We start from the raw sequence: 23,980 nt of genomic DNA, 5'->3' as shown, positions 1-23,980 counted from the left end.
TCATGTGGTTTTCGAGTAGCAACATCGGGTAGCGGTTTCAGCCCGCCAAGCCATTACGTTGGTGTTGTGGCGGGAGGTCACTGGTATAGGACTTACGCAGTTGGTGGCAGCAGTGCGGGAATGAGGGGTTTAGCCAGTAGCTGGCGCAAGTAAGGGGCCTATTGCTGCTGCTGGGCCTGCTACATGGTTTGGGTGGCATGCCGGGCAAACTGGCGCAAGGACACCCAGGCCAGATAGCAACAGGCGAAGTGGTTGCGCTGGGCCTGGCTCTTGCGGCACTGGCACTTCTCGGCCTCAGTCAACTGCTTGAAGCTGCGGTGAAACTCCTCCACCTGCCAGCGCACCTGTACGGCCTCAATAACCATTTCCCGGCTCAAATGAGCGGCCAGGTGGTTGGAAATCACCCATTCAACGTCGCCGTTCGTGGCCACCAGCTTGAAGAGTTTGACGGCAAAAGGCACTTCTTTCAACCGCACTTCTACCCCCGCGCTCCAGCCCCGTGCCGGGGCTCAAGCGTGTCCAGGGCCTGATAGCCCGTTTCTTTGCGCACGCTCACGCGCCGGTTGCTTTTGAGGTTGGTAAAAAAGATTCAGCCGGCGCGGTGAATGCGCTTGAGGGTGGTGCTGCCGGCGTACCAGCAATCGAACAAGAAGGTGCGCGCCTGAATTGTGCCCTCGGCCACTACCTGGCCGAACATGGCCAGAAAGTATCATTCTTGGTCTGCAGGTCGTCCTGGGGGGCATAGACCCGATAATCGAGGGGCAGAAAATCACCGGCCTGGCCATTATTATGCACCAGGTTGACCAGGCCGATGCCGGTGACCATGCCGTGCACGGCGCCCGAGTACTGGCGTTTGGCCACATCGATAAAACGGGAATAGCGCTTGTCCTGTACACTGTCGTCGACGAGCAGGAAGGCTTCGGGCGAGTCGTTGAGTAGCGGCCGCACCAACTCCCGCAACTGGTGGGCCGGCAAGTGGCTGGTGCGCAAAAACCGGTTCACCTAGTCGTGGCTGACATCGGCCAGATGCTCGGCTAGGTGCGTGCAGGTGTAGTTGCGCGGTGTGCTAAGCAAATGCTCGATATTAGGTAGCTTGGGTAACCATCGGGCAGGGTTTTGACTCAGGATATCACCAAGTGCGTAAGTCCTATTAATCCGTCCTCTGGCGCCAGCTATACTATTTGCGCTACGACCTGCGCGGTGTTTTTCCTATTTTCTCCTTCTAATGTCAGGTCCCAGGCATCGTTTACCGATCCGCAAATCAGCGTTTCGCGCTACTCCCTTATATGCTGAAAAATCACTGGCGCTGTTTCGTATGAAAGCGGCCGAAACGGAGACCATTAGCCTCAAAAAAAACCTGAGAGGCCCCGCCCGTTTAACTTTTGGATCAATCTTTTATACATCCTAAAGAGGTGGCCCGGTGGCCACCGTCACGCGATGAAGTCAGGGAATTGAGGAGTAACAACACTAGTATTTCTTCAGCCGTTTTCTGGGCAAGAAAGCGGCTGAAGAGAAGCTAAAAAGGCGAAAAAAAGACCGCAAGTGCAGTATTTCTGGGTGGGCGGCACATATGGAAACGCTGGTCGGATGTGCAGGTATCAGGATCTTGAGTTGAACGATTTTCACTGTCTCCGATGGCGTCCTGAAGCTCTTCTTCCGGGCTCGCTACGGCTGCTTTAAGCCCCCTCAAAAATAATTAATTTGGATCTTAAAAAAATCCGCTCGTACATTTGCAGCACCAATTCTTTCCCCCACAAAGGATTGTTTTTATAAAGAGGCGCGGAGAGACAGGCTCTATGAACCGCCGACAACCCCCGGAAACTCCGGAACGGTGCCAAGTCCTGACCATATAAAAACAAGAACGCCGTGAACTCCTTCACCCGCATTCCCGCTAGTATCCATATCAGTCTGGCTGTACAGCTTGGATGTTATGGCATGATGCGCGGCCCCGTCTGTATGCCGACGGTAGGCCGGGACTGCTAGGGCGTAACACCCTTCCCCCGCTTACCACTTTTGTAGCTGCTCACCGCGCTACCGGGCCAGTTATGGTCCCCCGCTTGCCCCGCTCAGGTTGCCTCATGCACTTGATTTGCGGCGTTACGGCACCTGTCCTTATCAGGTCTGAGTGCTGCCCTTGCCACTTGCTGGCTGTTCCCCCTGCTTTTTATTAGTAGCTAATCAAGCCGGTTTCGCGGGAGCGAGCACGGCAGCCCCCCTGTTTTACGGTTGAACTCCGCGCTTTCCACTTTCGGCGGCAGCGGCAGGGCCGGAAACAGGTAACTGAGTGGGCAGTGGGCCAGCAGCATTTTCAGGGTAGCAGCAGGCGGAAAGGGGCCAACAGCCGGCAGTAGGGCCCAATATCCCCAGACACACCTTCCCCTTTCCCCATATGAAATCTTCTACCCTGCTGGCGTTGCCAGCAGTCGTGGCCAGCCTGGCACAGCCAAGTATGGCCCAGACCGCCCCCACCCAAACCGTGACGGGCATCGTCACGGATGCCGCTGACCGCAGCCCCCTGCCGGGCGTGACGGTACTCATTAAGGGTACTACCACCGGCACCTCCACCGGCCCCGACGGGCGCTTCTCCCTGACCCTGCCTTCCGGCAACAGTACGCTGCTGCTCAGTGCTATCGGCTACGAAACCCAGACCGTGTCCGCCGCGGCCGGTGCGGTGAGCGTAGTCCTAAAAGCCGACGTGAAGCAGCTCTCGGAGGTAGTGGTGACGGGCTACAGTGAGCAGAACCGCAAGACGCTGACCAGCGCCATTAGTTCGGTGAGCGGCGACGCGCTCAAGGATATTCCGGCCGCCAGCCCCGACCAGCTGCTGCAGGGCAAAGCCCCGGGCGTGCAGGTGTCGGCCAACTCGGGCGTACCGGGCGGCGGTATTTTTATCCGCATCCGGGGCAGCAACTCGGTAAATGCCAGCAACGATCCGCTGTACGTAGTGGACGGCGTGTTCATCAACAACACCAACCTGATTGCCACCGGCCTGGGCAACCAAGTGGCCAGCAACCCGCTGGCCGATATCAATCCGCAGGACATCGAGAGTATCGAAATCCTGAAGGATGCCAACGCCACGGCCATTTACGGCTCGCGGGGGGCCAACGGGGTAGTGCTCATTACCACCAAGCGCGGCAAGGCCGGCGACAAAACCCGCATTACCTTCAACACCTACCACGCCTGGTCGAAGGCCCCCAAGCAGTACGAGCTGGTAACCGGCCCAGAGCTGGCCCAACTGGAAAACGAGCGGTTCCTCAACGACGGCGGAAACCCCGCGCAGCTGCCCTATCGACCGGTGTCCGCGGGGGGGCGCGGCCTGCCCGAGGAGCAGCAAACCTACGACCGGCTCTCGGACGTGTTCCGCACGGCCCAGACCCAGAGCTACGAGCTGTCGGCGGCTGGGGGCTCGGAGAAGACCCAGTTCTACGTGGGCGGGGGATACTTCCGGCAGCAAAGTATTGCCCGGCCCACCAATTTCGACCGGTTCAGTCTGCGCGTCAACCTGGATAACACCGTCACGGACCGGCTGCGCATCGGCACCAGCACGGCCCTCACGCGCACCCACCGCAACGTGAGCAGCAACGACAACAACCCGGTGGGCGTCATCAACTCGGCCCTGTTTCCGCGCACCAACCTGCCGGTCTACAATCCCGACCGCTCCTACGCCAAGTACGGCTCCTTCGACAACCACCAGGCCCTGATTGACAACCTCAACAACGATGCGGTGGGCTCGCGCGTCATCTCGAACGTGTACGGACAGTACCAGTTTGGCAAGCACCTGACCCTGCGCAGCAGTTGGAGCATCGACTTCAACGATATGTACGAGAACAACTTCAACAACACGCTCATTCTGGCCGGGCAGCCCCGGGGCACGGCCACCTCCTTCCTCTCGCGCGACATCACTCTGCTCAACGAGCAGACCCTGAACTACTCAGTGGATTTCGGCGAAAACCACTCGCTGCAGGCGTTGGTGGGCAACACCATCCAGAAAAACACCTTCCAGCGCACCAGCTTGGCCGGCCAGCAGTTTCCGAGCAACGATTTGACCAGCATTGCCTCGGCCGCTACCCAAACGGGCTCCTCGGCCCGCTCCCAGGCAGGGCTGCTTTCCTTCTTCGGCAAGGCCACTTACAGCTTCAAACAGCGCTATACGGCCGACGTGAGCGTGCGGGCCGACGCTTCGTCCCGCTTCGGGGCCGACAACCGCTGGGGCTACTTCCCGGCCGTGGGCCTGGGCTGGCGCCTGGGCGAGGAAGAATTTATCCGCAACCTGAACGTGTTTCAGGAGCTGAAGCTGCGCGGTAGCCTGGGCAAAACCGGCAACCAGGCTGGAATCAGCGACTTTGCTGCCCGCGGGCTGGTGCAGGGCGGGGCCAACTACCTCGACTTGCCGGGCACCCGGCCCCTGCAGCTGGCCAACCCCGCGCTGAGCTGGGAAAGCACCCGCCAGTGGAACGTGGGCCTGGACGCGGCCGTGCTGCAGAACCGCCTGCTGCTGGAGTTCAACTATTACGACAAGTACACCTCCGGCCTGCTGCTGGACGTGCCGGTGCCGCGCAAAACCGGCTTCGCCTCGGTGGTGGAGAACTACGGGGCCGTGAGCAACAAGGGCTTCGAGGGGCAGGTGACGGCCAACTGGCTGCCGCGCACCGCCGCTGTGCAGTGGAGCACCACGGCCAACGTGGCCCGCAACGTGAACAAAATTGAGAAGCTGGCCGCGCCCATCACCTCGGGCTCACGCGACATTTTCCGACTGGAAGAAGGGGCTCCACTCTTCTCGTTCTGGCTCTATAACCAGACCGGCGTGAACCCCGAAAACGGCGACGCTCAATACGAGGACGCAAACGGCGACGGGCAGCTGACCGTGGCCGACCGCCAGCTGGTGGGCAACGCCTGGCCCAACTATTTTGGGGGACTGACTAACTCAGTCACCTATAAAGGGCTGGATCTGGGCTTCACGCTCAACTTCGAGCAAGGGGCGAAAATCATGAACATGAACCGCTTCTTCCTGGTGCACGGCGGCACGCAGAGCAACATTGGCTATCTGCGCGAGCAGCTGGACCGCTGGCAGCAGCCCGGCGACCAGACCGACATTCCGCGCCTGACCACCAACCCGGCCTCCAACAACTACGGCGGCGTGGTGCAGAACCTGAGCGACCGGTATCTGGAGGACGGCTCCTTTCTGCGCCTGCGCACCCTCTCGCTCGGCTACACCGTGCCGAAGGACGTGGCCAGCAAGGCCCGCCTTAACTCGCTGCGCGTGTACGTGCAGGCGGCCAACCTGTTCACCCTCACGCCCTACTCCGGCCTCGACCCCGAGGTGAACTCGCAGAGCGGGGTGAGCAACACCAAAAACTTCGACTGGGCCACGGTGCCCCAGCCGCGCACCTTCCAGGTGGGCGTAACGATTGGACTCTAAGCCTTTGCCATCAGATGAAATCTTCGCTCTACCACTTACTATTTGCCGCCGTGCTGGGGGCTTCAGCTCTGAGTTTATCGGCTTGCAACGACCTGCTGGAGCCTACCCCGGTGCAGCAGTTGCCCGATGGTCAGGCTATTGCCGACGCAGGCAGTGCCCGCTCGGCCACCATCGGCGTGTATGACCGGGTGCAGGCCTACTACCAGCTCAACTGGCCGGTGCTGGGCTTTCTGCCCGGCGAGAATGTGCGCTTCAATGGTACGCTCAACCAGTTTCTGCAGATCGACCAGAACCAGCTCAGCGCCGATAACGTGCTCATCACCGAAGCTTGGACGCAGATGTACCAAGCTGTCAACGGGGCCAATAACGTCATTGCGGCCGTCCCTGGCCTGAGTGACCCGCTGCTGCCGGCCGCCGAGAAAAACCAACTGCTGGGCGAGGCTTACTTCCTGCGGGCCCTGGTGTACTTCGACCTGAACCGGGGCTGGGGCGGCGTACCGCTGGTACTCACGCCCACCCGCACTAAGGAGAACGGCCGCGGCACCCGCCGCAGCACCCCGGCCCAGACCTACGACCAAGTGCTCACGGACCTGACCCAGGCCGAAACCCTGCTGCCCGAGGCTGCCACCCGCAACCGGGCCGTGAAGGCTTCGGTGCGGGCTTTGCGCGCCCGCCTGCACCTATACCGCCAGCAGTGGAGCGACGCCGAGAGCTACGCCACTCAGGTAATCGGCAATGCCAACTATGGGCTGGTGACGCCTTACCGCGCCATTTCTACGGCCCCGTTCGGGAGCCGGGAGGCCATTTTCGAGCTCACCTTCAGCAACGCCGACGCCAACACCATGTGGAACAACTGGTTTCCGAGCGCGCTGGGTGGGCAGTTTAACTTCCAGCCCGTGCCCGCCGCCATTACGCTGCTCAATGACCCCACCGTGGGCGGCAGCCGCTCGGCCCTGCTGGGTACTACCACCATTGCCGGAACCAGCGTCACTTACGGTAACCTCTACAGCCGCTCGGCCCAGCGCGACGACCCCAGTTACGTGCTGCGCCTGGCCGAGCAATACCTCATCCGGGCCGAGGCCCGCGCCAAACAGGGCAAGCTCACTGAGGCTCTGGCCGACCTGAACGCCGTGCGCAGCCGCGCCGGGGTGCCGGCCCGCACCGCCACCACGGCCGACGCCCTGTTGCTGGCCATCGAGAACGAGCGACGGGTGGAGTTTGCATTTGAGGCCGACCGGTGGTTTGACCTGGTACGCACCGGCCGTGCCGGGGCCGTGCTTGGCGTCACAGACCAGCGCCGCTGGGTGTTCCCGCTGCCCTTCAACGACTTGGTAGCCGACCCCGACCTGGAGCAAAACCCCGGCTACTAACCCGCGGGGCAGGCACCTGAATTTCCCAGTTTCTTCTCTCACTTTTTCACTCCATGGCCACTTCCCCTAATCCCATCGGCATTTACTTCGAGCACCCGGAATGGTTCAAGCCCCTGTTTGCGGAGCTGGACCGCCGCGGCCTGCCCTACGAGAAAATCGACGCCGCCCACCACCTGTTCGATCCTTCCGAAACCGAGAGCCGCTACGCGCTGGTGGTGAATCGGATGAGCTCCTCAGCCTACCTGCGCGGGCACGGCCAGGGCATCTTCCACACGGCCGGCTACGCGGCGCATTTGGAGCGCATCGGCACGCGCATCATCAACGGCTCGGTGGCTACCAGCATCGAAACCAACAAGGCCCGGCAGCTCAGCCTGTTTGCCTCGCTGGGTCTGAAGTTTCCGAAGTCCTTCGTGGTGAACCACGCGTCCCGCATTCCGGATGCGGCCCGGCAGCTGCAGTTTCCCCTCGTGGTGAAGGTCAACATTGGGGGCAGCGGTGCAGGCATCATCCGCTTCGATACCCTGGAGGGGGTGGAGGCCGCCGTAGCCGCCGGGCAGATTGATTTGGGCATCGACCAGACGGCGCTGGTGCAGGAGTATGTGATGCCCCGAGGCGGCCACATCCACCGCGTGGAAACCCTGAACGGCAAATTCCTCTACGCCATGAAGGTGTATACCACCGGCGAAAGCTTCAACCTGTGCCCGGCCGAAATCTGCCAGATTCCGGAAGAGCAGTCGGCCGAGTTCTGCCTGACTGAAGCTCCGAAAAAGGGAATACAGGTGGAGGCCTTCACGCCACCGGCCGAAGTGATTGACGCTGTGGAGCGCATCGTGGCGGCCGCCAAAATTGACGTGGGCGGCATCGAATACCTGATTGATGATCGCACCGGCGACGTGCTGTTCTACGACATCAACGCCCTGTCCAACTTCGTGGCCGACGCCGTGAACGTGGTCGGCTTCGACCCCTACGCCCGTTTCGTGGACTACCTGAAAACCCAGCTGCACGCGGCCAACCCCGGCAGTCAACCAACCAACAATCTTCCCACCACCCAACTGCCGGTAACGGCTTTTCACTAAGATAGTATGCGTTACGGATATTGGATGCCCGTTTTTGGCGGGTGGCTGCGCAATGTGGACGATGAGAACATGCGCGCCGACTGGGACTACGTGAAAACGCTGGCCCAGCGCAGCGAGGAGCTCGGCTACGACCTCTCGCTGATTGCCGAACTGAACCTCAACGACATTAAGGGCGAGGAAGCACCCTCGTTGGATGCCTGGAGCACGGCCGCCGCCCTGGCCGCCGTAACCCGCAAGCTGGAGCTGATGGTGGCCGTGCGCCCCACCTTTCACAACCCCGCGCTGCTGGCCAAGCAGGCGGCCAACATCGACCTGATCAGCGGTGGCCGGCTCAGTTTGAACGTGGTATCGTCGTGGTGGCAGGATGAGGCCACTAAGTACGGCGTGCAGTTCGAGCAGCACGACGACCGGTATGCCCGCACGGCCGAGTGGCTGGACGTAGTGACCAACTTGTGGAAGCAGGACCACTTCAGCTACAGCGGCAAGTACTACCAGGTGGCCGACAACGTGCTGCAGCCCAAGCCCGCCAAATCCCCATTCCTGTACGCCGGGGGCGAGTCGGAAGCGGCCAAGAACCTGATTGCGGCCCAGTGCGACGGGTACGTAATGCACGGCGACGACCCGCAGGCCATCGGCCGGCGGATTCAGGACCTGAGCCAGCGCCGGGAGAAGCTGGGTTTGCCCCGCATGAAGTTCGGGGTGGCCGCCTACAGCATCGTGCGCAACACCGAAAGTGAGGTGAAAAAGGAGTTGGCCCACATCACCGACGTGAAGAACTCGGCCGCCGGCTACAAAAACTACCAGCAGTGGCTCGCCGGCACCCAGCTCGAAAACCAGGTGAGCCTGGCGGATTACTCCGTTTCCAACCGGGGCCTGCGCTCCGGCCTCACCGGCACGCCCCAGCAGGTAGCCGACCGCATCGGCGAGTTTGAAGCCGTGGGCGTGGATTTGTTCCTGCTGCAGTGTAGCCCGCAGCTGGAAGAAATGGAGCGGTTCTCGGAAGCCGTCATCCAGGTACTGGTCTAGCGCCCGAATTCCCGGAAGCCGGGGGTGGGCCCTGGGCCCACCCCCGGCTTTTTGTGCCGGTTCGCCCTGGGGTGGGCCGCGTTGTCATCCCGCATTATCTGTTCCCCGCTATCCTTCCATCATGTTGAAATTTACTCTGCTTACCACCGTGCTGGCGCTGCTGGCCGGTCCCGCAACGGCGCAAACCGGCAGCCCCACCAGCTACTACTTCCCCGGCACCACGGCGGCGGCCTTTGACCCCGCAGTGCCCACGCCGGAGCAGTTTCTGGGCTACCCCATCGGCACGCACTACACCCGCACCGACCAGATCGTGGCCTACCTGCGGGAGCTGGACCGGGTATCGGACAAGGTGAGTCTGCGCGTGATTGGGACGACGTTTGAGGAGCGGCCACAGGTGGTGGCGACCATCACAGCCGCCGAAAACCAGCAGAACCTGGCCCGGCTGCAGCAGGCACGCCAAGCTCTGGTGGACCCCAGCCGGCCCGCGCCCGACTACCGCACGCTGCCGGTGGTGGTGAGCCTCAACTTTGGCGTGCACGGCAACGAGAGCAGCTCCTCGGAGGCGGCGTTGCTGCTGGCCTACTACCTGACGGCTTCCACCGCGCCCGAAACTAAGCAGTGGCTGGAGCAGGCCGTGGTAACCATTGACCCGCTGGAAAACCCCGACGGCCGCGACCGGGCCTCGCACTGGTTCGACCAGAACAAGTCGTGGCCCAACCCCACCGACCCGTTGGACCGGGAGCACACCGAGGCCTGGCCGGGCGGGCGCACCAACCACTTCTACACCGACCTGAACCGGGACTGGCTCTCGCTGACCCAGCCGGAAAGCCGCGCCCGCATGGCGTTTTTCCACGAGTGGTACCCCAACGTGATGATTGACTTCCACGAGATGGGCACCAACAGCACCTACTATTTCGAGCCCTCGAAGCCCTTCAGCACCGAAAACGCCCTGATTCCGCGCGCTACCTATGAGGTGCTTAACGTGCACCTGGCCAAATACTTCGTCCGGGCGCTCGACAACCTGGGCTCCCTATACTGGACCAAGGAGCAGTTCGATAACCTCTCGCCTATCTACGGCTCGACGTACCCTGATTTCCAGGGCGGCGTGGGCGTGACCTTCGAGGTGGGCAGCTCCCGGGGGCTGGCCCAGGAAGGCAGCAACGGCGTCGTCACGTTTCCGTTCACCATCCGCAACCACGTTGCCACCGGGCTGGCCACGGTGAAGGGGGCCGTAGAGGAAAAAGAGCTGTACCTGCGCCACCAGCGCGACTTTTTCGCCTCGGCCCTCACTGAGGCCCGCAAGTTCCCGACCAAGGCCTACGTATTCGGCAACGCCCAGGATGCCACCCTGACCAACCGGTTTCTGGCTTTGCTGCTCCAGCACCGGGTTCAGGTGCACACGCTAAGCACAGACGTGACGCTCGACAAGCAACTCTTTAAAAGCGGTCAGGCCTACGTGGTGCCCACCACGCAGCCCCAGTACCGCGTCGTGCATTCCCTGTTCGAAGAGCTGACCACCTTCCACGACAGCGTGTTCTATGATGTGACCGGCTGGAGCCAGGCCCACGCGTATGGGCTGCCTTTCGCCAGGCAGAGAAACACCGCCCTGGTGCAGGGTGCCCCCGTCACGGCCGTACCCATAGTGGCCGGCATCGTGCGCGGCGGGCAAAGCCGCTATGCCTACCTGCTGCCCTGGTCCGATAACCACGCCCCCCGGGCCCTGGTGGCCCTGCAGCGGGCGGGCGTGACAGCCAAAGTCAGCTTCAAACCATTCCGGGCCGGGGCCGACGAACAGAAGGCTACTGATTTCGGCTACGGTACGCTGGTAATTCCGGTGGCGGCCCAGTCGCTCCCCGCCGATTCCGTGTTCCAGGTCGTGAGTCGGGTGGGCCGGCAGCAACAGGTCACGTTTACGGGCGTGAGCACGGGCTTCAGTCTGGGCGGTATTGATCTGGGCTCTAACAACGTGCGCACGGTACCGGAAGCTAAGGCGGCTCTGCTGGTGGGTCCCGGCCTAAACGCCTCCGAAGTGGGCGAGGCTTGGTTTGTGGCCAGCCAGCAGCTGAACCTACCTCTGACGCGCCTGGAGCTGAGCAACTTCGGCCGGGCTCCGCTGGGCCGCTACACCACCCTGGTGCTAGTGGGCGGCTCCTACGTCGCCCTCGACCAGGCCGCCGTAGACAAGCTGCGGCGGTGGGTGCAGGAGGGCGGCACGCTCATCACCATCAAAAACGCCTCCGAATGGGCCCTGAAGCAGGGCATCGTGAAGGAGAAGCTGCTGATTCCAGCCTACGGCGGCTGGGCCGATACCACGGCTTTGGCCGAGGCCATTACCGAGGCTACGCCACCCGCGCCCCAGGCCACCCGCCGCCCCCGGCCGGAGCTGCCCTTCGCCCGCCGCGCCGACTTCGTGAGCCAGGAGCAGGAAGGCACCCGCGCCATTGCCGGTTCCATTTACCGCGCCGACGTGGACCCGACCAACCCCATCGGCTTCGGGCTGCCGGGCCGCCAGTTGTACGTGTTTCGCAACGGCACCACCTTTCTGCGGCCCAGCCGCAACCCCTACGCCACCGTAGTGCAGTACACGCCTGCCCCGCTGGTTAGCGGCTACGTTTCGCGCAACAACCTGCGCCAGATCCGCAACTCGGCGGCCGTGGTGGTGAGTAAGGTCGGTAGCGGCCGGGTAGTGCTGTTTGCCGACGACCCCAACTTTCGTCATTACTGGCACGGCACGTCCCGCCTGTTCGTGAATGCCCTGCTGCTGGGCCCGCTGCTGAATCTGCCCGACGGCCCCGCGGCCATTGCGGCCGAGGAAGAATAGGCTTCGCTGGCCGGTGCGCAGCCCTTGTCACCTGTCTCCTCCTTCCACCCTTTCCCTTCCGCCTCTTATGAATCCATTTCCTGCTGAACCCACCACCCGGCCCAGCCCGCCCGAAGCCCCGGCGACGGCGTCTGCCCGGCCCCGCGATGCGCGCCGCTTCGCCATTCTGACCTGCATGGACGCCCGCCTCGACCCCACCCGCCTGCTGGGCGTGCCCGAAGGCAGTGCCCACGTCATCCGCAACGCCGGCGGCCACCCCACCGACGAGGTCATCCAGACCCTGATTCTCTCGCACCAGCTGCTGGGCACACGCGAGTGGTTTCTGATTCAACACACCGACTGCGGCGTGCGTCTTTCGAACCACGAACTGGCCGCCACCCTCGGCAGCCGGGTGCCCACCATCGTCTCCACAGCCACCGCTTCCTTTTCCGACCTGCGGGCTGCCGTAGCCGCCGATCTGACGCGCATTCGGCAGCACCCACAGGTACCGGCCGGGGTGCTGGTGTTTGGCTATGTGTATGATGTGCGCCTGAATGAGATGTTGGAAGTGACGCCCACCGCTTAACGCGTTCCGTTCCGATTCCCTTTCATAGCCCCTTAACGAGGGCACCTCTTGCCATGAAACTAGACGTTCTGACGCTGGCCGCGCACCTCGATGACGCGGAGATGGGCTGCGCCGGCACGCTGCTGCGCCACGTGGCGGCCAACCGCCGCGTAGGGGTGGTTGATCTGACCCGCAGGGAGCTGTGCACCCGGGCCTCGGCCGAACTGCGGGACTAGGAGCCACTGGAAGCGGCCCGTATTCTGGGCCTGCACATGCGCGAAAATCTGCGCATGCGCGACAGCTTCTTCCGCAACGACGAAGCCCCCCAGCTGCGCATTGTGGAAGTCACCCGGCGCTTCCGGCCCGAGCTAATTTTGACCAGTCCCAACCAGGATCGGACACCCGGTCAACGCTTTTCAGGACGGGTCACTATCATCGGCGGGTAGGGATAACTATCGTTTTCGTTTTGGCGCTTTATCTTACTTCCAATCCCGTGTTTAATGCATATTCGTATTTAAGCTTGGCAGTGCTGTCCAGCAGGGTTCGGTTCCGCAGCAAGCCGCATACTGGATCAGTAAGGAATAACCAAGCGTGTAACGCGCCTGCGATATGGTGAGGGCTCTGGCAAGGGCGCTATTCGAGGTAGACCCGCTTAAATGGGGTAGTTGAGCAGCGTCAACGAGCGTTTTTCCCAGGCGAGCCGTGGGCACTCCCTGCACCTGTTGGGTGGGTGATAACCGCTGCCGGGTCAGGTAACGGTGCGCCGACTGCCACCAGGCGCCGGGCCCAGTTGAGTTCCGCCCGACTCGCTTCAACGACCAACAGATTGGGCAGTGCCGGCCGCAAGGCCTCCAGCCAGCGGCTAGACCACAGACAACATAGCGGCAAATCCAGTCCGACCCGCAACTGCTGCCAGCGCGCCAGCCATTCGGGCACTAACACTGGCTTAAACGCGGCGGCGGACGGGACGGCTTCGAACGAAACCCGACCGGACGCTACCTCATGCAACAGCTGGCTGCGTAGCAACTGCAGATTGACTACCGCCGCGCCGCCGGCCGGTTACCACTTGACGGCCGCCGTCAGAAAGAAGCTGCGGCCATCGGAAGGCAGAATGCCGGGGCCGGGGTAGCCGGTGGCCCGGCGGGTAAAGTAGATGGCGTTGGCTAAGTTATTGACGCTACCTTCCAGCTTGAGCCAGCGCCGCTCCCAGGATACGGATGCGTCGAGGACGTGGTAGGCCGGAATAAGCCCCACAACGGCCGAATTACGCTCTGGATTGGCCATGTACGGGCTATTGGGCGAGTTGGTGGCCTCCGAAAACTGGTCGGCGAGGTAGGTGAACTGGACCGAGGCTTTAAAAGGCCCGTAGCCACCGCTCATTCCGGTTTTCAGGTTCACGACGGGCACGAACTCGACTTGCTTGCCCACCACTGCCTGGTCCTGGCTGGCCGTGTAGCGGCTACGAATCAGCGCCAGATTCCCGAACGCCGACCAGTTCCAGCGGCTCGCCTCGCCGTTCAGGCCGAGCAGCTGCAGCGCATCCACTTCGGCGTACGACTCAACCCCCACAATCAGGGCCCGGCCGATGTTGCTGCGGTAGCGCAGGATGTTGTTGTTTGCATCGTAGGTCTGTATTTCCCCGATGCGGTTGTTGTAAATCAGGGCAAACAAGCTCACATCGTAGGTTAGCCACTGCTGCTGCTCGCCGCGCAGGCCCAGGTCGGCGGAGTAGCCGCGCTCGTCGCGCAGGTTGGGGTCAATAACGAGCGAGTTATTGGCAATCTGCATGTCGGAGAACGTGATGGAGCGGTAGTTCTGCGACACGTTGGCGTACAGCTCGCGCTGCTCGGTGGGCTTGTAGCTAAGCCCCAGCCCCCCGATTACAAAGCGGCGCGGACTGGTGCGCACCTGGCTGAACTGCCGGGTGGTATCGATGTTGCCGGCCAAATCCCGGTCGATTACCTGGTAAGTGCCTTCGGCGCGGGTGCGGATATATTCCACGCGCAGCCCCGGCGTTACCGAAAACTTGTCGCCGAAATAGAAGATGTTTTCGGCGAAAACTGCCGCGTTGTGGTTTGGGAATCGATAGTCGGAGGAAGACGTTTGCGCGCTCAGGCCGGCCGCGGGCTCCACGAAGCGAAAATCGGCCCCGCGCCCCGTGGGGCCGAAGCCCTGAATGCTGTGGTTGTAGCCCCGGTAGAGGCGCGTGCCCACCAGCAGCACGCCGCTTCTCGACGCCCCCAACTCGTAGCGGGTCAGGTAGCGGGCTTCGGCCCCCAGGTTGCGGAAGTCGCCGCTGATAAGCTCCCGCTGCTGGGCGTCGTTGTCGGTGCGCTCCACGAAGTTGGGCCGGTAACCCAGCGACTGGCGCGAGGCGACCAAGCCAAAGGCGGTTACGTTCACGTTGGAGCGGGGCGTCAGCTTCCAGTCGGCCGAGGCATTAAACAGGTTCCAGTCCACGCTAAACCAGTTCCGCTCCCGGTTCGACTGCCGGGCATCGCGGGCAAACTGGGCGTCGGAGAGCCCGCCCGGCTGCTGGGCCAGGTAATCCATGTGGGTGAACTGGGCGCCGAGCTTCAGCTTTTCGGTGAGCTGGTAGCGCAGGTCGGCGTAGGCGGTTTTGGAGTCGAAGTGGGAGTTGGGCCGCCAGCCGTCGCCGCGCTTGTACTGGGCAAAGGCATAATAGCTTAGGCGCTTAACCGTGCCGCTGACGCTGTTGAAGGAGTTGAAAAACCCGTAGGAGCCCGCCGTTTGGCGCGAAACCACCGACACGGTTTTATCGGGCTCCGGGGCGCGCAGCTCGAAGTTGAGCAGGCCCCCGAACTGGGTGCCGTACTGCAGCGCGGCCGCCCCGCGCACCAGCTGAATGCGCTTAACGGCTTCCAGGGGCGGCGTGTAGTAGCTTTCCGGGTAGCCCAGCGCGTCGGCCGAAATGTCGTAGTTGTTCTGGCGCACGTTGAAATTGCTGGTGCGGTTGGGGTCGAGGCCCCGGCCCCCGATGCTGAGCTGCAGACCGCCCTGGTCGCTTTCCCAGATGTTGAGGCCGGCCACGCGGGCATACACCTGCCGGGCGTTGTTGGTGGCCAGGTTGGCCACCAGGTTCTCGGGCACGATAACGTCCGACTTCTTGGCCGCAAAAATGGCCGTGCCCTCCACCTCCCGCAGGCGCTGCGGCCCGAAGCGGCCCTGCGGGGCGGCCACCACTACTTCCCGCAGCTGCTGCTGCCGCTGGGTTAGCGTGAACACCACTTCCCCGGCCCCTGGCACCGTTACCTCCGTCCGGAGGGGCTCGTGGCCGATGGAGGAGAACTGCAGCTGCTGGCGGCCGGCCTCCAGCTGGTCCAGGCGGAACTGCCCGGCCGAGTCGGTGCGGGCAATTTGCCGGGAGCCGCGCACGTACACCTCGCAGCCCGCCACGGGCTGGCCGGTGGCCGCCTCCAGCACGCGCCCCCGCAGGCTGGCCTGCTGGGCCAGCATGGTGAACGAAGACAGCACGCTCGCCGCCAGGGCCACGCTAAAAACCGGAAATCTCATCGTCGAAAGGTAAAATCCAAGGCTTGGGCTGCAGGTCGTCAGAGGCCTGGGCCAAATCCACGGTGGGGTCGATAAAGCTTTTGCCCAGGCGGCCGTTCAGGCTCACGTAGGCATCGGCGTATACTTTGGGGGCGTGCACGCCGCGGTGGGCGTAGTAGGCGCGCAGGTAGCGGGCAAACTGCACCATCATGTCGGGCTGCGTGCTCATCATTTTTTCCTGCAGCACGCTCAGGTGCTCGTAGTTGTTTACCCGGCGGGCCCGGCCGGTTTGGCCATCAACCACCTTGAACTCCACCTGGCCCATCTTCTCCATCAGCATTACCCGCCACGAAAAGCGGTAGCCCTCCTCGGTCCAGAACAGCTCGCGCGGGTAGAGCAGGTAGCGAAACGGCAGCAGCAGCTGCACCACGAAAAACACGCCCAGCGTCAGCAAAAGCAGCTGGCGCGTGCGGGGAGCATACAGTAAAGGCCGCGCCGGGCTGGGTGCCGGCCCCGACTGCCACCAGCCGCGCAACCGGGCCACGAACCGCTCGTGCGCCTCGGCCGGAAAGAAAATGAGGGCCGCCACTATCATCACGTAAGGAAACATGCCGATGGGAAACAAGACGGCCGTCAGGACATGGAACACGACTACCGCCGCGTAGGCCCAGGGCCGGGTGGGGCGGTAGAGCAGAAAAAAGGGCACTGTCAGGTCGTAGAAGGCCCCAAACCAGCTGAAGGCGTAGGCCACCCAGGGGTAGTTGAACAGCGGCCCGACCAGCCACAAATCGTTTTTGGCGGGCAGCCAGATGCGCAGGGGCATGGCCTGCAGCAGCCAGTCGGAGTTGAGCTTGGCCAGGCCGGCGTAGCAGTACACGATGGCCACGAGCAGGCGCAACGCGTCCACCGTCCAGCGGGGCACCTGGTTGCGGCCGTGGGTTGGGGCCCGGTGCGCATCCACCGAAAAATACCGGCCGGCGGGCAGCAGCACGAGCAGGAAGGCGGCCAGGCTAACGAAGTAGTAGTGGTTGAGGTAGGTACTCTTGTCCATGAGCTCGATGTAGGTGAAGCTCGCGAACAAAGCCAGGGCCGCCGTGCGGTACCACCAGCCCAGGGCTACCAGCAGCGCGGCCAGCCCGCACACCACAAACAGCCCGTAGGTGTAGGGCCCCAGGGGCTTTATCCATTCCAGGCCGTAATACGGGAAGAAAAACTTCGGCTTCAGGTACAACTCCTCAATCCAGCCCTTGGCCCAGAAGCGCCCCACGCTGGCCAGCACCAACAAGCCAAAGGCCACGCGGAACGTGGCCAGTGGAGCGGCGGCGGTGTAGGCCTGGAAGTAGCGTTGGTGCGCTGCCCCCATTAGTCGCCGTCGTTATCAACGTAAGTCACGGTAACGCTCAGGGCCGAGGTCATATCTACCTTCACCAGGCGCACGGCCTTTTGCATCTCGTTGTACGAAGCCACGGCATCGGCATTGCGGGCCGTGATGGTCGTGTGCAGGTCGGGCCCCAGGGAGCTCAGCTGCTGGTAAGAAGCATCGAGCTGGGTATTGATGATGCTGGTCAGGCGCTGGCCCGTACGGCTGTCTTTGGCATCCAGCGCGTCGAGGTAGCTCTTGAGCGAAGGCCGGCCCGTTCGGCCATTGAAAAACTGCTGAACCGTAGCGTGGGCCGTGGTGGCCAGCTGCAGCGGCAGCGCGCCTTTCTGGTAAAAGGCCTCAATCTTGTCGGGCCGGGGCGTGCCGCTCATCGTACCGGCCGGAATGCCCACCTTACCGGCCCGCAGGAAGCGCTCGAAGTACAGCGAGTAGGCGTTAATAACCCGCGAAAGCGAGCTGCTGGCGTCGGTGCCGGCGTTGTTGATGAACGTGTCGCGGTAGGAGCCGGTCCACTGCCCGTACACCGTGGCAAAAGTCTGGTCCATCTTAGCCACCACATCGGTGAGGTAGCGGCGGTGGTTGGCCGAGGCCGCGTACTGCTGCACAATGGCCGCGTCGTCGGCGGCCACGCCATTGAGCAAATAATCCAGCGTCGGGAAGCCTTGCTGCGGAATGGCCGTGGCCAAGTCGAAGTTATAGGAGCCGGTCGTGATGTTGCGGTTGATGCCGGCAACGTCGGCCGGGTAGATGTTGAAGTGGTTGCGCAGGCTCACCTCCTCAGCCGGGCCGAACTCGTAGAGCTCCACCTTCTGCCACTCCACATACGCCGCCTGCCAGGCCTGCCGGGCCTCCAGCAACGTGGCCGGAGCAGGGGCCGCCGTGAAGGCCGCGCTCTTGGCTTTCAGGGTCGCGAGCTTGCCGTTGAAGCGCTGGTAGCCAGGCTTCACCAGGCTGTCGGCCCACTGCGTCAGCAGGGCCTTGCGGTCCGGCGACGAGTCGGGCGTGGGTTGTTCGGTGCTGGAATCCTTCTGGCAGCTGAAAGTACCGAAGGCCGCCAGTAGCATGAGCAGCGCGGCGAGTAGGGTGGTCTTTTTCATTGAAGTAATTTTTCGTGATGAAGGCCCGCGAACCGGCCGGATTCGCGGACCATCAAGCAATCGTTACTAAAGGCTAAACTTGGCCCGGATGGCGTTAATGGCCGCGTCGGCCTGGGCGTTGGTCAGGCTCCAGGTGCCGTTGGTGCCGGAAGTCAGGTCGGCAAGCAGTTTGTCGGAGAAAGCAGCATCGGCCCCGTATTTGGTGCAGAAGCGGAGCGAGTAAATGAATCCCAGGCCTTCGCCCAGGGCGTGGGCCTTCGTGTCCAGCGCCGGCGCTGCCTTCCAGTTGCTCAGGTAAGACACTGCCGAGAGGGCAATAGTTTTCTCCAGCTCCGTGCGAATAAGCTCAGCCTGGGTTTTCACGCCGGCCGCATCGTTGTTGACGATGGCCGCGCGGCCCTTCAGGAAGGCCATGTACACTGCGGGCGAAGCCGTGGGGTTTTTCTCGTTGAGGTAGCCGGCCAGAAACCGCTCCCGGGGCGTTGCGTTGATGTCGGTGGTCAGGATGGCGTTATTCGTCATAAAGCCGTAGGCCAAATCCCAGTTGTGTTCCAGCTCTGAGTACGGTTTGCCCTCTACCAGCTTGCTGTTATTGGCTTTCAGGGCGTCGTCGGAAAGCAGTACGTTATCAATCTGGTCGAGCAACATCGCCCCAATCAAGGCCTTCTGAATTACCTGATTCACCTCAATACCTTGCCCATCGACGAGGTAGCGGCCCAGGCGGCCGGCGCTGCCAGGGGTTGCTACCTGGTTTACCGACTGGCTGGCCGTAGCCAGCTTGGTTAGCTGCTGGTCGAGGTAAGTGCGCACTTCCTCTGCCTTGGTGGCCGGGAAAGAGGCCGCAGTAGCAGTCCGCAACGACAATCCCGAACTGTTCAGGCCGGCACCGGTAAAGTAGCCGCCGGTGTTCGCGTAGTAGCCACGCAGCTTGGTAACGTCCAATGTAGTGGGCGCAGTGGGCGGGGTTACGGCTACCAGGGCCATGTAGGAGTTGAACTCCGAAAACATATCCAGGCGCTGGTTCGAGGCCGTCAGGTCTACCGTCGACTGTCCGCTGGCATCTTTGAACGACTCGGTGTACTTGGAAGACGCCGTCAAGGCACTAACGTCGGTCTTGGGACGCAGAGCCGGAGTCGATTCAACTTCATTCTTATCGCAGGCAGTGAAACCGAAAGCTAGGGCCAGCAAAGCCGTAGGAGCGTACTTAAGCATCATGAGAGGGGGGGGGCTAACGCAGAAGAGTAAAATGATGCCCCAAAGGTATTATCCTTATTTGGAATCATTGCAAATAGCGATACAATTTTTATAAAAAGTCTAAATAAGGGGGTGAACTGTCTCTGAGGTGGTCTAGAAAATATAGATAGAATAGGGTTCTTTTCTAAACTTATAGTTGAGCTAAAGGAGTGATTTCGCTGAAGCTGTTTACAAAGTCAAAAGAACGCCATGCTGAGCTTGTCGAAGCATCTCTACTGCTTCGTTGGGTGGCTGCTACGAAGCAGTAGAGATGCTTCGACAAGCTCAGCATGACGTTCTGATTGATTCCGGGTATTTTCTAAACAGCTTTGCTATCAATGTTCTCTAAAAGCTAGAATTACCAACCTATTGACTTAAGGCCCCAACTCGTCTCAGTTGAGTGCATAGAGGTTCCCTGTGAGCAGACTGCCTCCCCTCTTTTCAGTGGCCATAGCTGCTCGTGTCTAAGGGGCTGCATGGGGGGCAAGTTTTAGCCACCTGCCTGCCGAATAGTTTGTAGCTACCGGGTGCGCACTTCTCCCGTTATGGCGGTACCCCTGACACTACGGTATTTGCACCGGCTGCCTAAGCCACCTAGCTTAAAGGGTCAGCTATTAGCCAACCTCTCTTGCTCCTCGCGCACCAACTGCTGCAGTTCGGCCTCCGAGGGCAGGTTTACCTGGTACCGGCTCACGAACAGCTGCTCCGATAGCCCCGTGGTGGCGTAGCGCACCAGCGTGTCGTTCTTCTGCGCACACAGAATCAGGCACACCGGCGGGTTATCCCCCTCACTCATCTCGTTCTCGCGGTAGTAATTCAGGTAGACATTCATCTGCCCGGCGTCGGCGTGGCTGAAGGCCCCGATTTTTAGATCGACCAGCACATGGCGTTTCAAAATGCGGTGTCAGAAAACCAGGTCAATGAAATAGTGCTCATTGTCGAAGGTAATGCGCTCTGGCCACGCGGCGTTGCTGCACCAGTGCGGTCAGGGAAACTTGCTCGTCGTCAGTGAGCGTTAAAACCTAGTATTTTACCATATGGAGTAACCTAAATCACCCGACAAGATACTAGGTTTAACCTACTAGGGCCGTCATAATAGCGGCTGGATTGCTCACCGTAGCCGGCTGCACCAGCCAGCGGTGGCGGGTCGTGTTCCTTCCGACTTCGGGCAGCAGCAGCGCATCCAGTTGCTGACGCACTTCGTCCGTGAGCAAGGAAGCCAGCCGCCTGTACGTTTCCTGCGTGGCCAAGTCGCTAACCTACCGCTAACCAAGCGCTCCAGCGTGCCGATGGCCGGGCGGACAATGCGGGCCTGGTGCAGCTTCAGGCAAGTCATGGCCAGCAATACCCGGTCGCCGTCGTGCTCCAGGGCCCGCTCCACCAGCCACGGTTCCAGCCAAGCAGCATCCAGCGGCTCCCACTTGCGAAACCCCAGGTGCCGAAGTACGTTCCCGAAATGGTCGCTGCGCGTTTGCTGGCGCGCCATAGTCGGCCAAGTGGATCACCTCCGTTGCCAGCTGCGTGGCCACGAAGACCACCACTTCGGGTGGCAGCTGGCTGGCCCAAGCCTCGGGTAGAAAGCGCATCAGCCGCAGCACTCCCAGCTGCAGGGCCAGGCCCAATCGATTGGCCACGCCGGGAAACGACGTCAAAAAGGTGCGGTCGGCTTCTGTCAAATGGAAGTGCTGGCGGATGTCGACTTCGAGCAGACCGGCCGGCACGGTCTGGTAAAGCAGCCGCTCGGGAGTGGTGAGAAATTCCTGCGGCATGAGCTATCAAAAATGGCAGGCAAAACGACCCGCGTTTTGGGGGGCGGCAAGGCCGATTTTAAACCCGAAAAAGTAGCTTTGCAAAGGAACTCCTTTTTGATAGCCCCCGATGCCCGTCACCCCGACCGACCAGCCCACGCGCGTGGACCTCTACGCCCGCGTTTCCACCCTCGACAAAGGGCAGGACCCCGAGACGCAGCTGCGGCCGTTGCGCGATTACGCCCAGCGCCGGGGCTTCGCCGTGGTCGAAGAATACGTCGACCACGGCGAAGCCCCGGCGAGGAACGGACCCAGTACAAACGGATGATGGCGGCGGCCAAGAAACAGCAGCTCGACGTGGTGCTGGTTTGGCGCTACGACCGGTTCGCCCGCTCGACCCAGGCACTGTTCAACGCGCTGAAGGAATTCCAGAGCCTGGGCGTGGGCTTCATCTCCTACCAGGAAAACATCGATACGACCACGCCCACGGGCGAGTTAGTTTTCCACGTCATGGCCTCGCTGGCCCAGTTTGAAAGCGCGCTCATAAGCCCGCGCGTGCGCGCCGGTATGGCGCGGGCCAAGGCCCAGGGCAAGCATACGGCCCGCCCCCCCGCTGGCTCAGGCCAAACAGGAGGCCATTGCCCAACTCTTGGGCGAAGGCTTATCTATGAACTAAGTAAGCAAGCAGTTAGACGTGGCCTACGGCACTGTCTATAATTACGCCCAGAAGCTAAAAAGTGCTTAGCGTGTAAATCTGCCCTTTCTGGAAGAAGAACCCCTACATATAAAGGAGCCGTTGCTTGCCGATTACCAAGCATAGTATGGTAATCGGCAATTATACCGCGGAGGGCACGAGCAGTAAGTGAACTTACAAGGCCGGCCTACATGGCCTTGTACTCGTTCCAGCTCTTGATCTTGAGGTCCGCCATCTCCAGCTTGCAGAAGGCCTGGATGAAGGCCTTGGCCAGCCGCGCGTTCGTCAGCAGGCCCACGCCCGAGTCCACCGCCGTGCGCCGGATCTGGTAGTCGTTGTCCAACTCGCCTTTGCTCAGGTTCTTGGGAATGTTGATGACCAGATCCAACTTCTTCTCCTTCAGATACGTGAGCACGTTGGGCTCCTGCGCGTCGCTGGGCCAGAACAGCAGACTGCTCGGCACCCCGTTCTCGGCGAAGAAGCGGTGCGTGCCCTGCGTGGCGTAAATCTGATAGCCCTTCTGCACCAGCAGCTCCGTGGCCGAGAGCAGCGCCACTTTCGACAGAATCGGGCCGCCGGAAATCAGCACCGACTTCTGCGGTATTTTGTAGCCCACGCTCAGCATCGACTTGAGCAGCGCCTCCTCGGCCGTGTCGCCCAGGCAGCCCACTTCGCCCGTGCTCACCATGTCCACCCGCAGTACCGGGTCGGCCCCGGGCAGGCGGGTGAACGAGAACTGCGGCGCCTTCACCCCCACGTAGGGCAAATCGTAGACCCGCTCGCTCTCGTCGCGCGCCACTGGCTTGCCCAGCAGCACCTGCGTGGCCTTCTTGATCAGGTTGTTGCCCGATATTTTCGATACGAACGGGTAGGAGCGCGAGGCGCGGATGTTGCACTCAATCACCCGAATGACGCCGTTCTTTTCCAGGAACTGGATGTTGAACGGCCCGCTTATCTCGTAGCGCCGGGCAATCTTCTCGGCGATGATCTTGAGCTTACGCACCGTGCCCACGTACACGCGCTGGGGCGGGTAGTACATCGTCGCGTCGCCCGAGTGCACGCCGGCAAACTCCACGTGCTCCGAAATGGCGTAGCTCACAATCTCGCCTTTATCGGCCACGGCATCGAGCTCAATTTCCTTGGCTTCCTGGATGAACTCGGACACGACCACCGGGTATTCGGCGCTCACCTGCACGGCCGTCTGCAGAAACGCTTCCAGCTCGAAGGCGTTGGACACCACGTTCATGGCCGCCCCCGACAGCACGTAGCTGGGCCGGATGAGCACGGGGTAGCCCACTTCCTGCACGAAGGCCTGCATGGCCTGCAGCGACGTGAGCTCCTTCCAGCGCGGCTGGGCGATGCCCAGCTCGTCCATGATGCGCGAGAACTTGTGGCGGTTCTCGGCCTCGTCGATGCGGGCGGCCGCGGTGCCCAGGATGGGCGCGTCGGCCTGCTCGAGGCGAGTGGCCAGGTTGTTGGGAATCTGGCCGCCGGTGCTCAGAATCACGCCGCCGGGCTGCTCGAAGTCGAGGATATCCATGACCCGCTCGAAGCTCAGCTCCTCGAAGTAGAGCCGGTCCGACACGTCGTAGTCAGTGCTTACAGTTTCGGGGTTGTAGTTGATGATAATGGTTTTGTAGCCTTCCGCGGCCGCCGTCTGCACGGCCTGCACCCCGCACCAGTCGAACTCCACCGACGAGCCGATGCGGTACACGCCCGAGCCCAGCACCACCACCGACTTGGCCGTTTCGCGGTCCAGGTCGTTTTCGGTGCCGTGGTAGGTGGTGTAGAGGTAGTTGGTCTTGGCCGGAAACTCGGCCGCCAGCGTGTCAATCTGCTTGACGACGGGCAGCACGCCCAGGGCTTTGCGGCGGGCGCGCACCCGCAGCTCATCCGCCTTCACGTCGCCCTCGCCCAGCAGCAGCACGGCTAGCTGCTGGTCCGAGAAGCCGGCCTTTTTCACCTCGCGCAGCAGCCGGGTTTCCAGCCCGTCGAGGCCACTCGTGCGGCCGGCGGCCAGCTGCTGGCCCAGCGTGAAAATGGTGTGCAGGCGCTGCA

The 23,980-nt window shown here is 62.0% G+C and carries 17 protein-coding genes, 2 pseudogenes and 1 riboswitch; of the genes and pseudogenes, 10 read left to right on the top strand and 9 right to left on the bottom strand.

Features of this window, described 5'->3' with window-relative positions:
- Positions 1–92: 92 nt before the first annotated feature.
- Positions 93–1,105: pseudogene (locus BLW21_RS22210) on the bottom strand (IS701 family transposase).
- Positions 1,106–1,764: 659 nt separating this feature from the next.
- A riboswitch (SAM riboswitch) is annotated at positions 1,765–1,856 on the top strand.
- A gap of 533 nt (positions 1,857–2,389) precedes the next feature.
- Between BLW21_RS22210 and BLW21_RS18045 the strand changes: the two are divergent.
- From BLW21_RS18045 to BLW21_RS21605, 8 genes are all read left to right on the top strand, one after another.
- Positions 2,390–5,419 (top strand): SusC/RagA family TonB-linked outer membrane protein, encoded by a 3,030-nt coding sequence (locus tag BLW21_RS18045; protein WP_092742991.1) that lies wholly within the window; start codon positions 2,390–2,392, stop codon positions 5,417–5,419.
- Positions 5,420–5,433: 14 nt separating this feature from the next.
- Positions 5,434–6,789 (top strand): RagB/SusD family nutrient uptake outer membrane protein, encoded by a 1,356-nt coding sequence (locus tag BLW21_RS18040; RefSeq protein WP_092742988.1) that lies wholly within the window; start codon positions 5,434–5,436, stop codon positions 6,787–6,789.
- Positions 6,790–6,842: 53 nt separating this feature from the next.
- Positions 6,843–7,865, top strand: a complete 1,023-nt coding sequence (locus BLW21_RS18035; protein ID WP_245711956.1) for an ATP-grasp domain-containing protein — start codon at positions 6,843–6,845, stop codon at positions 7,863–7,865.
- Positions 7,866–7,871: 6 nt separating this feature from the next.
- Positions 7,872–8,891, top strand: coding sequence for an LLM class flavin-dependent oxidoreductase (locus BLW21_RS18030; RefSeq protein ID WP_092742986.1), 1,020 nt, complete (start codon positions 7,872–7,874; stop codon positions 8,889–8,891).
- A 121-nt stretch (positions 8,892–9,012) separates the two neighbouring features.
- On the top strand, positions 9,013–11,712 hold the full coding sequence (locus BLW21_RS18025; protein WP_092742983.1) for a M14 family zinc carboxypeptidase: 2,700 nt from the start codon (positions 9,013–9,015) through the stop codon (positions 11,710–11,712).
- 67 nt (positions 11,713–11,779) lie between these two features.
- Positions 11,780–12,277: a beta-class carbonic anhydrase gene (locus tag BLW21_RS18020; RefSeq protein ID WP_092742980.1), complete on the top strand. Its 498-nt coding sequence runs from the start codon at positions 11,780–11,782 to the stop codon at positions 12,275–12,277.
- A 53-nt stretch (positions 12,278–12,330) separates the two neighbouring features.
- Positions 12,331–12,492, top strand: a complete 162-nt coding sequence (locus BLW21_RS18015) for a PIG-L deacetylase family protein (RefSeq protein ID WP_092742978.1) — start codon at positions 12,331–12,333, stop codon at positions 12,490–12,492.
- Between the two features lie 36 nt (positions 12,493–12,528).
- Positions 12,529–12,702 carry a hypothetical protein gene (locus tag BLW21_RS21605; RefSeq protein WP_175471035.1) on the top strand — a complete coding sequence of 58 codons (174 nt, stop codon included), beginning with the start codon at positions 12,529–12,531 and terminating at the stop codon, positions 12,700–12,702.
- 613 nt (positions 12,703–13,315) lie between these two features.
- On the opposite strand, the gene BLW21_RS18010 is transcribed toward BLW21_RS21605, so the two are convergent.
- The 7 genes and pseudogenes from BLW21_RS18010 to BLW21_RS17985 all read right to left on the bottom strand — a co-directional run.
- Positions 13,316–15,790: a TonB-dependent receptor gene (locus BLW21_RS18010; RefSeq protein ID WP_092742975.1), complete on the bottom strand. Its 2,475-nt coding sequence runs from the start codon at positions 15,788–15,790 to the stop codon at positions 13,316–13,318.
- Positions 15,771–17,132 (bottom strand): HTTM domain-containing protein, encoded by a 1,362-nt coding sequence (locus tag BLW21_RS18005; RefSeq protein WP_092742972.1) that lies wholly within the window; start codon positions 17,130–17,132, stop codon positions 15,771–15,773. Before BLW21_RS18005 ends, BLW21_RS18010 begins: the two co-directional genes overlap by 20 nt.
- Positions 17,132–18,247: an imelysin family protein gene (locus BLW21_RS18000; protein WP_092742969.1), complete on the bottom strand. Its 1,116-nt coding sequence runs from the start codon at positions 18,245–18,247 to the stop codon at positions 17,132–17,134. Before BLW21_RS18000 ends, BLW21_RS18005 begins: the two co-directional genes overlap by 1 nt.
- Positions 18,248–18,313: 66 nt before the next feature.
- Positions 18,314–19,462, bottom strand: coding sequence for a DUF4856 domain-containing protein (locus tag BLW21_RS17995; protein WP_092742966.1), 1,149 nt, complete (start codon positions 19,460–19,462; stop codon positions 18,314–18,316).
- Positions 19,463–20,087: 625 nt separating this feature from the next.
- Entirely contained in the window at positions 20,088–20,375 is a 288-nt protein-coding gene (locus tag BLW21_RS17990) for a PDDEXK nuclease domain-containing protein (RefSeq protein ID WP_245711955.1), read from the bottom strand.
- 178 nt (positions 20,376–20,553) lie between these two features.
- The gene (locus BLW21_RS21995; RefSeq protein WP_262490456.1) at positions 20,554–20,679 is read right to left on the bottom strand and encodes a hypothetical protein; all 126 of its coding nucleotides are present in this window, start codon (positions 20,677–20,679) and stop codon (positions 20,554–20,556) included.
- A gap of 125 nt (positions 20,680–20,804) precedes the next feature.
- Positions 20,805–21,249 (bottom strand): annotated as a pseudogene (locus BLW21_RS17985) (DUF4158 domain-containing protein); the annotation flags it as partial.
- A gap of 109 nt (positions 21,250–21,358) precedes the next feature.
- Between BLW21_RS17985 and BLW21_RS21990 the strand changes: the two are divergent.
- Together BLW21_RS21990 and BLW21_RS17980 are read left to right on the top strand one after the other, a co-directional pair.
- The gene (locus tag BLW21_RS21990) at positions 21,359–21,556 is read left to right on the top strand and encodes a recombinase family protein (protein ID WP_262490455.1); all 198 of its coding nucleotides are present in this window, start codon (positions 21,359–21,361) and stop codon (positions 21,554–21,556) included.
- Positions 21,553–21,945 (top strand): recombinase family protein, encoded by a 393-nt coding sequence (locus BLW21_RS17980; protein WP_262490454.1) that lies wholly within the window; start codon positions 21,553–21,555, stop codon positions 21,943–21,945. Before BLW21_RS21990 ends, BLW21_RS17980 begins: the two co-directional genes overlap by 4 nt.
- A gap of 164 nt (positions 21,946–22,109) precedes the next feature.
- Here BLW21_RS17980 and BLW21_RS17975 read toward each other — a convergent pair.
- Positions 22,110–23,980 (bottom strand): carbamoyl phosphate synthase preATP-grasp domain-containing protein (locus BLW21_RS17975; RefSeq protein WP_139255023.1); only part of this gene is annotated, 1,871 nt, incomplete at its 5' end.

Origin of the sequence: Hymenobacter psychrophilus (assembly GCF_900107135.1) — a bacterium.
Lineage (GTDB): Bacteria > Bacteroidota > Bacteroidia > Cytophagales > Hymenobacteraceae > Hymenobacter > Hymenobacter psychrophilus.
The sequence above is the reverse complement of the archived record's forward strand: the minus strand, read 5'-3'. Positions and strand labels throughout refer to the sequence as shown.